This window comes from Enterococcus pallens ATCC BAA-351, assembly GCF_000407485.1.
Classification (GTDB): Bacteria; Bacillota; Bacilli; order Lactobacillales; family Enterococcaceae; genus Enterococcus_A; species Enterococcus_A pallens.
The window spans coordinates 296387-311804 of the sequence record NZ_ASWD01000002.1; the positions used below are offsets into that span (position 1 = coordinate 296387).

The window sequence follows — 15418 nt, forward strand, 5'->3', positions numbered from 1 at the left end:
CTTTTCCTGTTTTATCCTATGCTAAATGAAAGGAAGAAAATCATGAGTCCTTACGTAGAAGCAATTCGTAAAAATTTGGACCTGACCCAAAATAAAACATTAAAGGTCTTAATTTATGAAGCATTTCGCAAAACAATTATTTTAGGAGAAATCCCGGCGGGCGCAAGAATCAATGAAAAAGAATTTTCTGAGGTATTGAATATCAGCCGTACTCCCATCCGCTATGCCATGACCCAATTAGTGAAGGAACAATTGGTGGAGCATGTACCAAGAGTTGGCATTGTTGTAAAGGGAATCAGTATTAAGGATGCCTACGAGATTTACGATATCCGCAAGGCGCTAGATACGATGGCTACTATTAAAGCCATGGAAAGCATGACGGAAGCTGATTTTGTTGAATTAAAGGAGCTGCTGGAATACGGTGAACAGCTAAATAAAGAAGACAAAGTAGAGGAAGTGCTGAAGAATTTCTCTGACTTTAATGCCTTCATTTATGAAAAAAGTCAGATGCCTCGCTTGAAATCAATTGTGCTGAATTTACAGGCTTACCTTGTCTATTTTCGCGATATTGCTATTCGCTCCTCCAATCGCCGAGACCAAGCCTTGAAGGAACACTGGTTAATTTATCGCGGTATGAAAACCAATAATGTTGAACAAATTACCTTGATTACCCATGAGCATTTGGAACGTTCACTGAAATTCATTTTAACGGAAATGGAGCGGCGGAAAATTGATTAGTCTAGAAAACGCCATTGTCAGCTGTGCTGAAAAAGCGCTGTGGCTGGAGGTAGCTTTAACGCCTAAGCCGGGACTGGTGGACCGAGTGACCAACGGCGCCCACAACGATATGGACTTTACTACCTTTATTCACAGTATTGTCAGTCTGCGTCCATTTCTGCAAAACTATTTTGAATTAGGCTATCAGCATACCGGCAGCCTACCTGATTTGTTCAATCAGCTAAGACAAACCGGCAGCTTAGCTGAAGAAGCTATGCTGACAGCAACAAAGGGGATCAATACCCATAAAGGTGCTAATTTTTCCTTTGCTGTATTGCTAGGCGCTACTGGCTTGTATCTTCAAGGAAAATCAGCTTCTCAGCTGCCCTTCTCACCTGCCGATACTCAAGCAATTCTAAAGCTGGCTAGTGAATTAACCAAGCCTTTGCTGGTGGAGGATTTTCAACATTTAAATAGGAAGAAAAACCTTTCCTATGGTGAAAAGCTATACTTAGAAAAAGGCAGTACCGGCATTCGCGGTGAAGCAGCGGCTGGTTACCCGGCTTTAGCAAATGTTCTGCTGCCCTACCTGCGGACCAATCAGCAAGAGAAAACCGATATCCTGCTGCTGCGCAGCTTGATTTATTTAATGAGTGAAATTGAAGACAGCAATCTCCTGCATCGCGGCGGCAGCGAAGCCTTAGAAACCGTTCGTAAAGAAAGCAAAAAAATTCATCAAGCAGCTCTTTTAGAAAAAGAATTGCTTAATGAACTCACAAATTATGATAAACTATTAACGAAGCGTCATCTTAGTCCCGGAGGTTCCGCCGATTTACTGGCTCTGGGAATTTATTTTGCTCAGCTGGAGGGCTTGTTCTACTCCCCATTTGGCAAAAAGGTGTAACCCAAGCCCCAAATAGTCTTAATGTATCGGGCATCCTTAGGGTCATCTTCAATTTTATTGCGCAGATGATTGATGAACACCATGATCGTATTGGCATCCATTTCGCCATCTCCCCAGACACTATGGTAGATCTGCTCCTTGGAGAAAACCTGATCGGGGTTCTCCATGAAGAACTGAATCAGCTTGATTTCCTTTGAGGACAGCTTGATGGGTTCGCCCTTTTTGTACAGCTGATAACGGCTGCGGTCAAAGCGAAAATCCCCCTCAATGATTTCATTCTTATTCTCAGTCGTCTGATGGTTCTTAAGGATTTTTCCGCGGTCCAGAGTGGCCACGACTTGAGCCTTTAACAAATTCGGTGAAAAAGGCTTGGTCATATAGTAGTCGGCCCCTACCTCTAGTCCGTTGATAATGTCCTCTTCATTCTTCTTACCACTAAGAAAAATGATTGGAACAACCTGATCCTGTTCTCTAATCAGCTGGGCCAAATGATAGCCGTCATTGTCATGCTCCAGACTGATATCTAGAATAAACAGGTCAAACTTGACACGACTCATAATATCAACCGTTTTTTCCACTGAGTCGCTTTGATAAATTAAAATACCTGTTGATTGTAATGATTTCCAAATTAAACGCCGAATGGCTGAATCGTCGTCTACAACCAAAATCTTTTCGTTTCTCACATTCGTTCCTCCTAATGATGGGTGGATATTTCTTTTTTTCGGAAAGGATCATTTATGAATAAACCTTCAAATAAATGGTTGATTATCAGCCTAATCAGCATCCTCTGCTTAACAATAATTGGGATTGTCGTGACGGCGACTACCTATCGCAGCACACAGAAGCATGCGCTGAAAATGGGAACTGATCAGCTAATTAAAATAAACGATTATGCAATCAATATTCTTACGTTAGAAATTGAGTCTTACTCCTTGTCGCTGGAGGATTATGCCTCCAATGTCTTTTTTGACGATACACCGCTGGAATTAACCAAAACCGAACAAATCGAAAACAGCTTAAGCAATAAATCAGCCGCTATTACGGGGCTTTATCTGCTGGATTTGCAAGGGAACCTGCTAGACGGCAAGTCATTTGAGAACAAAACCTTTACTTCTCAAGCTGAATTGCCGGCAGTGATAAAAAAGGACAGCTATTTTTCGAAAGCCTTAAAGGGGCAGGTAGATCAAAATGGCGACAGCTACTTTGAAGCTGGTCATGCTTATTTAAACCTGTATCGCTTGATAAAAAACAGTCAGAATCAGCCGATTGCACTGCTGATTTTGCCCCTTAATTTAGAGCAGCTGTATCATTCAACCTTGGATCCAGATGATCAATTCAGCGGCTATACCATGATTAAAGACCGCGATATGAAGGTGCTCATGCACCCCTCCCATGAACAAATCAGTTGGTCAATTGTGGAGGATCGTCAAAAAAAATACCCTGATCTTGATTATACCGATCTCGAACGCTTAGAAAAGACGCAATTAGCCAACGCTAATGGAACCATGAGCTATTATTCCTATTGGTGGGACAAAAAGGACCCTGCCCGTGCCCGCGTCCTCAAGCTGACTGCTTACCGCTGGATTACCATCGGAAAAGCCCGCTGGATCGTTGCCACCAATTCTGATTTTTATGAACAAAACGGCATGGCCATCCAAGAAAGTCTGATTATTTTAGGTCTGCTTTGCATCCTGCTGGCAACGATTTTACTGCTGGCCTTTAGTTTACGAAGCTACTCGCGGCGCAACCAAAGCTACCTTGAAAATTTACGCCTCATTGAACGACAAAAGCTGATGAACGAACGGCACTCCCTGGAAAAAAGCATGCTGCAGGAATCCAAACTAGAAACCATCGGCCTGCTGACGACTTCGATTGTTCATGATATGAATAATTTCTTAACTCCGATGATTGGTAATTTAGAACTAATGATCGAAGAACACCAGCAAAATCCAGAATTAGTCGAGGATCTGCAGGAAGTTTATCATGCTGCCCAACGTGGACAGAAGCTTTCTACCAATGTCCTGCGTTTTTCCAAACTGGCCTCTAATACGAAGGAGACCGTTAATATTACCTCCGCCGTTGCCGAAGCAATTGAAACAATGCGGATTCTGATTCCTAAAAAAGTTCGGCTGACCTTTCAACAGCAGGCTACCGGCTACAGCTATTTTGAAAAAGAAGAGCTGCAGGTAATTCTGTACAACTTGTTAACCAATGCCTACCAAGCTCGCAAAGCCAATACGGTGATTGATGTTTTGGTTAAACGGGCTGATGAACAGGAATGCCAGCAATTCCAAAAACATTCGCTGGCTTACAGTACCAAAGACTTTGCCTTAATTCAAATTACCGATAATGGGCCCGGTATCCCGAAAGAAATTGAAGACAAAATCTTCACGCCCTTCTTCACCACGAAAACTGCCAGTGGTGGTACTGGACTAGGTCTGTTTATTGTTTCCTCGATTATTAAAAAGAACGATTGGCTGCTTTCAGTCACCAGTTCAGATGCCGGAACCTCCTTTGTTATTGGAATTCCATTGACTGATGACCCGCCAACAACCTAACCAACGCCTTTCACAATTCGCTATCGGATTTGTGGAAGGCTTTTATTCGTTCTAAGATAAACAATACAAACACTAAAACTAAGATGGACAGTGCCAAAAAGAGTGTTTCGACACCTTCTCCCTGAGCCAGCAGCAGCTCCCGTAGAATCGCTGTAATACTAATCAAAATCAAGTAACGAACCGGAATATGATGGCCTTCCTTAACATAGCGCAGCAGCATCAAAATAATTTCCAGCAAAATAAACAACGTAGCAACTTCTTCAATTAAAATCGACAATTCTTCCATTGAAGCTAACGGAATAACATGGGTAATGATGGTAAAAATAGCTTCTCCCATAACAATCAAAACCACAATAATTAAAAGCGCTAACAAAAGGTCAATAAAAGAACTGATTCCTTTTTCAAATAATTTAAATTTATTCCCCAAACGCATTCCTCCTTATCCTTCCTTTAATTATAACGAAAAAAACCATGCTTTTTTAGCTAAACACAATAAAAAGACAATAAAATTTCTAGGTTTCCATCTCAGCAAACCTTCAGATTTCAAGATCCTTATAACAAAAAAAAGAACAACCACCGCTGAGTATAACACAAGCGATGATTATTCTTTTCATAATTACTAGTCATTTTGCTATTAAGGCTATAAACAACTTTTATTCTTGTCCTTGAGTATCTCCTTGGGACTCGCCGCTTCCGCCCTGCTGCTGATTGTTGCTGTTAGGAATACTATCTGCTGAGCCTAAATTTCCTAAACTAATATCCAGTGAAACTGTATAGTCCAGTGGCAGATAAACATTGCGGGTACTCATGCCCACCACGGTTCCTTTTGGCTGATCAGAATCCACATGACGGATGACATAATGAATATTGGCTCCTTTAGATTGAAACTCATTGTAAAAATACTTCTGCAAATCGCCTTCAACCGTCGTTCCTCTAAGATCCTTTAAATACGGTTGTCCCAATGAATACAATACTTGAACCCGTAAATCATTTTTAGCGTTTAGTACTGTCCCGGCAGCAACACTTTGAGAAACCAGCTGACCATACGGCAGATCGTTGGTATAAATCCCTTTTGCTTGAACCTGAACACCTTCGACTGCATTGGCGGCATCTTCTAAGCTGTAGTCTGCAAAGTTGGGAATCGTGAACCCTTTGCCTAGTGACACAACGACTGTCATGGCATCCTTTTTCGCAATTTTTTCGTCCTTCGAGAGATTTTGCGAAATAATGCTGTCTGCCGGTACATCGTTGGAGGTCGCTTCTTCGTAGGTCACATTAATTTCATTGGTTTTTGCCCAGGATTCTACTTCTCCCCGGGTTTTGCGAATGAAATCCGGCACTGCAATATTCTTCTTGTAGGTTTCCTTCCCTTTTGAGTAGAAGACCTTAGCAGCATCCTTGCGTCGATAATTTTGGTTGGTTACCTCAGGGTTGGCAATCTCAAAATTAAGATACTTCCCTTTCTCAGCTGTATCGCTATATTCCTCGATCAACGAAATATTGGTTGCCTGATGTTCCTTGATCCAATTTTCCGCCTGCTGCTTGCTTAAGGTTGAAAAGTCCGGCAGCTTCAGCTTCTGGTCAGGATCCGGTCCCTTGCTGGTCGTCAGCTGAAGATTGCCGCCTTTTTTGACCTGGCTGCCTGCTTTCTGCGATTGAGATAAAATAGTGTTGGCTTCCTTCTTCAGTGAAAATTCCTGTTTAGTCTCCACCTGTATTTTGTTTTCAGTTGCCCAGACCCGAGCTTCTGACAAGGGCTTGTCCGCGAAATTAGGCATTTTTACATGGCTAATCCGATAGTAGACCATTATACCGACAATTGCAGCAACGATCATCCCTATCACAATCCGTCTTTTTTTCTTCTTTTGCTTGGCTTGATAGGTATCGTCTATCTCAGTCATTTCAGTCTTTTGACGGCGGCTTTCGCTTTTTGGTTCCTCTGAAGCTGACGCTTGTTCAGGCTCCTCCTCGACGGGCTCTTTGGGGAGAGATGATGTTGGCTCATCAGAAGAGGGTTTGTCCGTCTTATGGTAGTTGTTGCTGTTAAAATTAGAGAGAAAATCACTCATAGCTGACCAACTCGCCTTGTTTTAGGAAGAAGGTTTTATCCGATTGCTTGGCAATTTCCTTGGAATGGGTAACCACAATCACACATTTATTGTGAGTGAAGGCCAGATCCTTGAAGATATCCACAATTTCCTGCTCCATTTCTTCATCCAAGTTGCCGGTGGGCTCATCCGCCAAAATGATATCCACATTCGTCGATAATGCCCGAGCAATCGCTACCCGCTGCTGCTCTCCCCCTGAAAGCTGTGTCACTAATCGGTCCGCCTTCGTCTTGGTAATACCAATATAATCCAACAGATTGTAAGCTACCTCCTGTTGAGCTGCTGGTAATTTATTATCTGTAATGGTCATAGCCACCAAAACATTTTCCAAAGCAGTCAAATAGGGAACCAAGTTGTAATTTTGGAAAATAATACTAATATCATCTCTGCGATACTCATCGTAGCCAATTTCTTTAATATTCTTATCGTGATAAAGAATTTGTCCGGACTTTGGTTCGTCCAACGCACTAATCAGTGATAAAAAAGTCGTTTTTCCTGAACCTGAATCACCTAAAATAGTATAAAACTGTCCCTGCTCAAAGCTAATCGAGGTATCCTGCAGAATAATCCGTTTTTGATCGCCATCCTGGTAAAAATAGCTTACGTTTTTTGCTTTTAAAATTGTCATCTAGTTTTCCTCCTACATCATGATTTTCTTTGGATTTAGGCGCATCACGTAGGTCAGCGGTAAGACAGCTGACAATAATACGGTAGCTAATCCTGAAACAAGGAACGTCACAATATAAGACAAGGAGAACGTCACTTCATAATTGTTGATGACATCATCGGTCGTTAGACCAGAGCCTAGACTTTGGCTGCCAGCCACAATCATCTGACTCCCTGCAGCACTTTGAACCTCGGCCAAGGCATCGCTGGAAACCAAAGATTCTGAGATCAGTTTTCCTAAGAAATTACCGGTCACTAACGACAGACACATCGCCACCAAACTAATCACTAACAGCTCCAAAACAACCTGACGCATAATATTCTTGCGGCGCTCGCCTAAGGAAAGGTAAATGCCCCACTCATGCTTTCTATCTCGTAAGAATAGAACCACCACTAACGAAATAATCAGTAAAGAGGCAATAATCGATAGAATCACCACATAGCCAGAAATCGTGGACAGCTTCTTCACACTAGCGCCAACCTTATCAAACTCATCGGTAGAGGCCGTCGCTTTGTAGCCTTCTGGCAGCATGGTACTCATTTCTTCCTTGAAGGCTTCGACATCATCGGGACTTTTCAAGGTATAAATTGGAGTAATTTGATCAGTGCTGCTGGCATCATCATAAGCTGCTGGATCAATTTCTTTGCCCTTTTCAAACTCAGCTTGGGTAATGGATTTCACCAACTTATTGGGCATGTACGCCGTATTAAACTGATCCATTTCCATGAATTGCTCTTGAATCCCGCCACCTTTGCCATCGTTTTTCTTTTTATCTAATTTAATTGGTTCAAAAAGGCCGACGATCTTCACTGAATGCTTCAATGATTCCTGAGAATCGGTACTGCCATCTGCTTTTTGCGAAACAAACGTGGTGTCCAGCACCATTTGATCACCGACACTTAAGCCGTTCTCATCGGCAACCTTTTTAGAAATCACCGCCGTTGATTGACCATTTTTGATATCCTCCTGTGACGGGAAGCTGCCTTCTACCAGCTTGACTTTTTTATTTTTAAAATCTGCCGGCTCGGTCTTATTGCTGCCCTTTAACGTCAGCATATTCATCCCGCCGTTGATACTAATACTATCCTGTTCTAACTGATAAGTTTTAAAGGAATCCAACGTAAGATAACCTGTGTAGCTGTAATCGTAATCCTTCACATAAGAAGATTCACCAATCTTTTTAACAAGCTCTTCTTTTAGAGGCTCCGGCCCCTTCATAGCTGCCGTTGAATCGCTACCCTGCATCAGCTTATCCAAGTCCACCTCAGCCGAGACGGTTGCCCCCAGCTGCTGCTTCATTTTTTTCTCCACATTTCCTGTAGACTGCTGAATTGCAATCGCTCCGGCAATGACATTTCCTAAAACAAAAATTACGGCAAAAAGAATCAATGATTTCCCTTTTCTCCGACTGACACTGCTCCATGCTCGCTTCCAATAATTCATTTGCTTTCCTTTCACTCGCCGAACAGTGTTGTACTCCCCCAGTTTACTGTTCTTTGATAAATAGTAGTTTTCCTCCATTCAAACCCCAAAGTTCATCAGCAAATTTGATCGTCGTGTGCGACTGTGAAGCGATAATTAAGCATTTTTCTTTTTGCCGGCAAAATTCAGACAGTTCCTCTAGCGTTTCCTCGATGGCCAGCTCTGAAAACAATTTGGACGGCTCATCCAGCAGCACTAGCGGCGCTTTGCTGGCCATTACTTTAGCCAAGCTCACCAGCTGCTGAGTTCGTTTATCCAGCTTGTTCACTGTCGTCTTGATTTGTTTCGGCGTTAATCCTACCTGTTGAAGAATAGTCGTCAGCTCACTAATCGCCACTTCCTGTTGGGCAATGGTTGCTTCCAATGCCAAATTAGCCAGCGGCGTATCCTTAACCAGACTGCCTGTTTGAAAAAGACAGCTGACCTTGCGTGCTCGATAATCGTCCCGGTTTATCGCGGTCAGATTTTGTCCATCAAACGTGATCGCCCCTTCTGAACAGGTCTTCAAACCAGCCAATAAATAAAGCAGCGTAGTTTTGCCAGACTGAGCATGGCCTAAAATCACATACACCTTGCCTGGTAAAAATTCCGCATTCAACTGATGAATAAGTTCAATTGCTGGTTTATTGGTAGAATAGCTGACATTTTTCAGTAAAAGCTGTCTCATATGCTTCTCCTTAACTGAAAAGAATACTCACCAAAGACAAAAATCATTCGGCTGGTTAATCCCACAATCACCAAAAGCATACTCGCAAAGTACGGCAATAAAAATTTCAAAAATTTACTATTTTCCAGTAATTGGCGAATTTCAGCAGCAGACAAATTTGCCTGCTTGATGGTGATTAAGGGAATCTGAGTGGTGCTAGTCTGGCGCAGGCCCCTTAACCAGTTTGCTACCAGGCCTTCACTAATGAAGCTGGCACAGACATAGGCTAAGCAAGAACTAAGCAGGGCAATCAATGTAATCTCAAGGATATTGCTGCCAATCAGCTGCATCGGCCGCATTCCCATCAAACGCAGTGCGAAAATATCTGATTCCCGCCGCTTGAATAGCTGACTATAAAACAGGACCACAAAGAATAAACTCAAAACTCCGGCAGCAATCACCCCATTCAACAGCAATTCTTGTTGACTGACAAAAGAGTCAAAAACCTGCAGATACTCCTGATCAGCGTAAATCTGGTACTGATCAAACGCGGGCAATTTACGCAGCTCTTTTTCAAACGCACGAGCAGCCTGCTGACTACTTAAACGCACCGTTACCGTATTGAAGCTGCTTTGTTTCCCTTCCGCTAAGTATTCGTTTGTTTGCAGATTGATGAATATTCCACCAAAAACCTCCTGCAGCTCCTGCTTGCCGGAAACAATCCCGACAATTTTCAGCTTTTTGCTGCCATTACCGATACTTAATTCATCTCCCAGCTTCAGCTTGTTGCCTTTAGCAACCTGTTCTGTCACTAGACAGGTGCCCTGCTCTAATGGCAGCTCTCCTTGAAAGGATACCTTCTTTGATGCCTGAAAATATCTTTTCAACGAAGCATTGTCCAAAGCAGTCACCCCCATTTGAGGAGTTCTCATTGTGCTGACAGCACCGGAATGAACGGTCTCAACATTTTCGCCCGCATCCATAACCAGACCTGTAACTTCCACCGCTGAGTAGCCCATCAATACGCTTTCTTCAACATTAGGCAATTCATTTAATGCTTGTAAATCGGCTTCATTCAAATTTGTGACATGCTCTTGTTTTTCAAAATCTGGTTTCACGTTTATCAGCGTGTCGGTTTGTTTTTTCGTTTCCGCCAGCGAATGTTCCACCGCCCCATAGACCTGCAGCAGGCAAAAGAAACTCAGCAGTATGCCAAAAAAAAGCAAGCCGATGAAAAAATCATTACGCTTATTCCGTTTCAGATTTAAAAAAGCATGTTGGATGAACATCATCACCATTTCCTCCTACCTCTGCATACTAGCAAATCAATTGTTAACTCTGTGTTAACTCTCCAGCACTGGGAAAAGTTAAATAAAAGGTCGATCCCTGCTGCTCTTCACTTTCCAAATAAACAAAGCCTTTACACAGGCTGCACACATGCATGACTACTGACAATCCAATTCCATAGCCATCCTGCTTCAAGCCATGAATCCGATAATTATGAGCAAATATTTCTGCTTGCTTCTTTTTAGGAATTCCAGCCCCCTGATCGGCTACCTTCAACAGCACACTGCCCTTTTTATTTTCCACCGATACCGTAATCGGCTGATCCTCGCCATACTTAATAGCATTGTCCACTAAATTAGAAATCGCCCGATAAATCCAACGATCCTTGCCGTAAATCAAGGCCGGCAGCTCCTCATCAAACTCAAAATGCAGCTGCTGATAATTCCGTTTATACAAATCACAAACCTCCGCACTAATCATCGCCACATCCACCAGCTCCTCAGTTAAATCCCCTTCATTGTTGGACAAGGTTAAAATATCGTCAATGCTGTCGGTCAAACGATCCAAGACCTGCAAATTGGCCTGCCCTGCAGCCTCCAGCTCAAGATTGGTTCGCAAAATAGCAATCGCATTTTTCTGTTCATGAGTTAAGTAACTGTTTAAGCGCTTGTAGTCAGCCAAATGGCCATCAAATTTCTGCTTCAAATTCTCAAAAGCACTAGAAACTGCTTCATCCTTCACACTGCCTTGAGACAGCTGCTCAATAAAATTCATGTCGTGAGTGATCGCCAAAACCTGCGAACCATATATTTTTCGCAAAACCGCCCACAGTACAAACGTAAGCAGCAAAATAACCCCACAGATCCCTAAAGCAATCGACGGCAAATATTTAAAATATTCCTTCATGTAGATATTGTCCAAGGTCTCACTGCTGACTGCCAGCTTGGAAACGGTCAAACTCTCATCACTACTGACCTCAATTTGAGCCTGCTCCATATTTTCTACAAAAAAAGTGTCGCCTAACGAATCAGCGACATTCATTTGAACAATATTGGTTCGCAGTAAAACAAAGCTGGAAATCAACACAGCCGTAACCAGCAGCGAAAAGACCAGCATGACTAAGGTCATTTTAAAATTTAATCGCATAGCTGATACCCCTTTCCTCGGATGTTCTTCAATACTTCCTTACCTGCTGCATCCCCTAATTTCTTTTTCAAGCGAGCCATATGCACCCGCAGCACCGAGGAAAAAGGATCAAAATCCTCGTCATAAACATGCTCTGCAATTTTCATCACCGGTACAATAGCCGGGTAATTTTCCGCAATACACAACAAAATATCAAATTCCTTCGGCTTCAGCTCAATTACCTGGCCGCTATAAGATACCTCACGACAAACCGGATTTACCACCAAATCGCCAATCGTAATTTGCGGCGTTGTTCGACCATGGAACCGGCGAATAATCGCCCGCAGACGCGCATTCAGCTCCAACAGCTCAAAGGGCTTGACCAAATAATCATCTGCACCAAAATCCAACCCCTTTGCTCGTTCCTGAATCTCATCTCGAGCCGTAATAATAATAATCGGCGTCTCAATTTCAGCACTTCTTAAAAAGTTAAGGATCTCCAATCCATCCTTATCCGGCAGGTTTAAGTCTAATAAAATCGCATCGTATTGATTCACAAAGGCCTTCTCTTCTCCTGCTATGCCAGTATAAGCCGCATCAACGGAAATATTTTCCCGCTCCAGCCCAGCCTTCACCGTATTCGCCAGCTCAATACTATCTTCAATCATCAATACTCTCATTTATTGAACACACACCCTTTTCTCTCTTGTTTCTAAGAATAGTATAGAAGATTTACCTTTGTCTACGCTTTTTTATTGAAGAAATCGTGAAGACGAGCTTCTAGAACGCTCAAAAAGTCTTGAAGAAACTGGATAATTCACCAGATTCTTCAAGACTTTTTCGTTTCTTAAATCAATTCTTTTTCCCGTAAAATCATAATCTTTTTATCATCATATTTCAAAATCTTCCGTAAAATATCTTCCGTATCTTGGCCTAAGCTTGGGGCTCCTCGCCAAACTTTACCAGGTGTTTCGCTTAATTTTGGTACCACACCAAAGGCAGTAACTTCCCCACCAGTTGTTTGATCCTGATACTTAATAAAGTTATCCCGCTTGATGAAGTGTTCATTCTTCAAGCAATCCTCCGCTGTATTGACCCGACTGCAAGGTACCTTCACCTCCGCCATTGCTTCTTCGATTTCCTCAGCGCTGCGAGCCAAACACCATTCAACTGTCTTTCTATCCAGCTCCTGTCCTTTTTCTGAAGCTACTGCTTCGACTCCTGAAGAACAATCCTTGTAATTAAAGTAGTCTAAATCAAAGCCAGCGCCCTTAATGAAGCGTTTGTATACACCTGGTCCAAAAGCACCCAAGGCCACATCGTATCCATCCTTTGATTTAAACAATCCATAAGGCTGGAAGGCAGCTGATTTATTCCCTGTTCGACCACGAACATTTCCAGTCATGGTATAGGTAGTAAAGGTATCACACATATACATCGCCATCGCTTCATATTGAGCCACATCGACAATTTGACCTTTTCCTGTTTTTTGTACCCCAGCATAGGCCGCAAAAATACCAAACACGGTCGCCATTGCCGAGACAAAATCGTTGGTCCAAGGCTTGGCAATCACCGGATCACCATCGGCATCTCCATTTAGGTTCATCCAGCCGGAAAAGGCTTGTCCAATCATATCGTAGGAAGCGCGGTCACAAAACTCAGGTACCCCGCCAAAAGCTGGATTTCCATACCCGCTAACATGAACAATAATCAGCTTTGGATTCACTTTCAGCAACTCTTCATCACGAATTCCTAGTTTTTCCAACCAAACCATATTCTCCATAAAAATATCTGATTCACGAATCAATTCATAAAAAGCTTCCTTGACCTCAGGGTGCTTTAGATTTAATTCCATCGTCATACTCAGCTTATTACGGCCATCTTGTACCCATGAAGTACTTACCTTTTTTCCATTAACATCAGCAAACGGAGCTAATCCTCTTAGCGTATCCCCTACTTTGGGACGTTCAATATGGATCACTTCAGCCCCAAAATCCGCCATTAATGTTGCAGCGTAAGGCATAGCTACTAAAGATCCAGTATCAACAATCCGAATGCCTGCAAAGGGACCAAATTCAGGAACTAAAAATTCTCTGTTTGTTGTCATATTCCTCGCTTCCTTTCTTATCCTTGCTGCTTGCGCTTGTTAATTTCATTAATTACTGCTGGAAGAAGTTCTGTATAATCTGCGACGATACCATAATCGGAAATGGCAAAAATTTCAGCAGATTGATTGCGATTTACACTGATAATCGTTTTGGCATTTTGCATACCAACAACGTACTGCACTGCCCCTGAAATACCAATATTAATAATCAACTTGGGCTTAACTGTAATACCGCTTTGCCCAATTTGAAGTTCGTGGGTAAACCAGCCTTGATCCACCAGCGGCCGCGTACATCCCACTTCCCCTTGAAGCAACTCCGCCAACTCATTCAATAGTGCCAAATCCTGTTGATTCTTAACTCCTCGCCCGCAAGACACAATAATCTCTGCTTCGGTAATCGCGCTGCCTGAAGCCGATACTGGACAGCTTTCAATGATTTCGTACGCTTCATCGTCCAGCACTTCCACTGCCTCTTCCCTTAATTTCCCTTGAGGATTAACTAAAGGCTCAATTTTAGAGAACACTCCTGGGCGAACTGTAGCCATCTGAGGTAGTGCGTTTTCAATAACAATCGTACACATAATATTTCCGCCATATGAGGGCTTCTCCTGAACCAGCAACCCTTGTTCGTCGATTGATAAATCTAAGCAATCAGCAGTCAATCCCGTTTGCAGCTGACACATGACCCGTGGTGCAAGATCTCTACCTTGTGAGGTAGCACTTAACAAGACAATCGCTGGCTGGTAGTCTCTAATCAACTTTACCAGTACACGTTCAAAAGTACGTGGTTTATAGTATTTCAACACCTCATCATCTACAATTCGTACGATATCAGCTCCGTAACAAAGTAGCTCTTGAGCAGCTTCCTTGATCTGACTGCCTAATAAAATTGCGGTGATTTCTTGATTAGCAGCTTTCTTCAACTCTAAAGCCTTCGCCAGTAGTTCAAAAGAAGCCTCCAAAACTTTGCCGCCCTTTTGCTCAGCAACCACCCAAATTCCGTTATTCTTTTTATCCATGACAGACCTCCTATATAATGTGCTGCTCTTCCAAAAGGTCCACCAAACCTGCAGCAAGTTCTTCTATAGTTCCTTCCAGCAACTGCAAATTACCTGTTTCATGAACCGGCTCATATATCTTGCGCACCGTTGAAGGAGAACCAGACTGACCCACGCGGTCTTCATCACACCCCAAATCCTCATTAGACCAGATAAATTGCGGTTTTTTACCAGCCTTCATGATATTAATCGGAGTTGCGTAGCGTGGTTCGTTTAGCTCGCTGGTAACGGTCAATAATGTCGGCAGCTTTACCTTAACAGTTTCCACACAATCATCCAGCAGTCGTTCACATAATAAGAATTGATCCTCTACTTCAATAGAACGAACAAAAGTAACCTGTGGCAACCCCAGCAAACTCGCAACAATCGGTCCTGTTTGCCCGGTGTCAGCATCTACTGCATGTCGGCCGAACAAAAGCACGTCTAACGAATCCAGCTTTTCGGCGGCTTTGGCTAACACATAGCCGGTTGCCAAAGTATCGGCCCCCACAAATTTGCGGTCACTCAACAATACGGCCTCATCACAGCCCATCGCCAAAGCCTTCTTTAAAGCAGCCTGAGCTTGCATTGGTCCCATTGTTAAAACAGTAACTTTGCCGTCCACCTGTTCCTTTAATTGAAGACCTGCCTCAATGGCATGCAGATCAAACGGATTAATCGTGCTTTCAATACCTTCTCGCTCCAAATTCCCCGTCTTAGGATCTATTTTTACCTCTACTGTATCTGGTACTTGCTTAATAAAAACAGCTATATTCATAC

At 42.8% G+C, this 15418-nt stretch carries 15 protein-coding genes; 3 read left to right on the forward strand and 12 right to left on the reverse strand.

The window, feature by feature from the left end; translation table 11 throughout:
* Window positions 1–42: 42 nt before the first annotated feature.
* Window positions 43–738, forward strand: coding sequence for a GntR family transcriptional regulator (locus I588_RS08080; RefSeq protein ID WP_010755533.1), 696 nt, complete (start codon window positions 43–45; stop codon window positions 736–738).
* A complete protein-coding gene (citG, locus tag I588_RS08085; RefSeq protein ID WP_010755532.1) occupies window positions 731–1621 on the forward strand; it encodes a triphosphoribosyl-dephospho-CoA synthase CitG in 891 nt (296 codons plus the stop codon). Before I588_RS08080 ends, citG begins: the two co-directional genes overlap by 8 nt.
* On the opposite strand, the gene I588_RS08090 is transcribed toward citG, so the two are convergent.
* Complete coding sequence (locus I588_RS08090; RefSeq protein WP_010755531.1) at window positions 1594–2304, reverse strand: response regulator transcription factor; 711 nt, start codon at window positions 2302–2304, stop codon at window positions 1594–1596. The genes citG and I588_RS08090 overlap by 28 nt on opposite strands.
* Before the next feature lie 54 nt (window positions 2305–2358).
* On the opposite strand from I588_RS08090, the gene I588_RS08095 reads away from it, so the two are divergent.
* Window positions 2359–4179, forward strand: coding sequence for a sensor histidine kinase (locus tag I588_RS08095; protein WP_010755530.1), 1821 nt, complete (start codon window positions 2359–2361; stop codon window positions 4177–4179).
* Between the two features lie 10 nt (window positions 4180–4189).
* Here the strand turns inward: I588_RS08095 and I588_RS08100 are convergent, their stop codons facing one another.
* The 11 genes from I588_RS08100 to I588_RS08150 form a co-directional block, all read right to left on the reverse strand.
* On the reverse strand, window positions 4190–4612 hold the full coding sequence (locus tag I588_RS08100; RefSeq protein ID WP_010755529.1) for a phosphate-starvation-inducible PsiE family protein: 423 nt from the start codon (window positions 4610–4612) through the stop codon (window positions 4190–4192).
* Window positions 4613–4832: 220 nt separating this feature from the next.
* The gene (locus I588_RS08105) at window positions 4833–6248 is read right to left on the reverse strand and encodes a PASTA domain-containing protein (RefSeq protein WP_010755528.1); all 1416 of its coding nucleotides are present in this window, start codon (window positions 6246–6248) and stop codon (window positions 4833–4835) included.
* Window positions 6241–6915, reverse strand: a complete 675-nt coding sequence (locus I588_RS08110; protein WP_010755527.1) for an ABC transporter ATP-binding protein — start codon at window positions 6913–6915, stop codon at window positions 6241–6243. Before I588_RS08110 ends, I588_RS08105 begins: the two co-directional genes overlap by 8 nt.
* Before the next feature lie 12 nt (window positions 6916–6927).
* Window positions 6928–8397 carry an ABC transporter permease gene (locus tag I588_RS08115; protein WP_010755526.1) on the reverse strand — a complete coding sequence of 490 codons (1470 nt, stop codon included), beginning with the start codon at window positions 8395–8397 and terminating at the stop codon, window positions 6928–6930.
* 43 nt (window positions 8398–8440) lie between these two features.
* A complete protein-coding gene (locus I588_RS08120) occupies window positions 8441–9103 on the reverse strand; it encodes an ATP-binding cassette domain-containing protein (protein ID WP_010755525.1) in 663 nt (220 codons plus the stop codon).
* A complete protein-coding gene (locus I588_RS08125; RefSeq protein ID WP_010755524.1) occupies window positions 9100–10374 on the reverse strand; it encodes an ABC transporter permease in 1275 nt (424 codons plus the stop codon). Before I588_RS08125 ends, I588_RS08120 begins: the two co-directional genes overlap by 4 nt.
* Window positions 10375–10414: 40 nt before the next feature.
* A complete protein-coding gene (locus tag I588_RS08130) occupies window positions 10415–11515 on the reverse strand; it encodes a sensor histidine kinase (protein WP_010755523.1) in 1101 nt (366 codons plus the stop codon).
* Entirely contained in the window at window positions 11506–12174 is a 669-nt protein-coding gene (locus I588_RS08135) for a response regulator transcription factor (protein ID WP_034692367.1), read from the reverse strand. The genes I588_RS08130 and I588_RS08135 overlap by 10 nt, the downstream gene beginning before the upstream one ends.
* Window positions 12175–12341: 167 nt before the next feature.
* Window positions 12342–13601 carry a CaiB/BaiF CoA transferase family protein gene (locus I588_RS08140; protein ID WP_010755521.1) on the reverse strand — a complete coding sequence of 420 codons (1260 nt, stop codon included), beginning with the start codon at window positions 13599–13601 and terminating at the stop codon, window positions 12342–12344.
* Window positions 13602–13618: 17 nt separating this feature from the next.
* Window positions 13619–14620, reverse strand: coding sequence for an electron transfer flavoprotein subunit alpha/FixB family protein (locus I588_RS08145; protein ID WP_010755520.1), 1002 nt, complete (start codon window positions 14618–14620; stop codon window positions 13619–13621).
* A 10-nt stretch (window positions 14621–14630) separates the two neighbouring features.
* The gene (locus I588_RS08150) at window positions 14631–15416 is read right to left on the reverse strand and encodes an electron transfer flavoprotein subunit beta/FixA family protein (protein WP_010755519.1); all 786 of its coding nucleotides are present in this window, start codon (window positions 15414–15416) and stop codon (window positions 14631–14633) included.
* Between the last annotated feature and the right edge of the window lie 2 nt (window positions 15417–15418).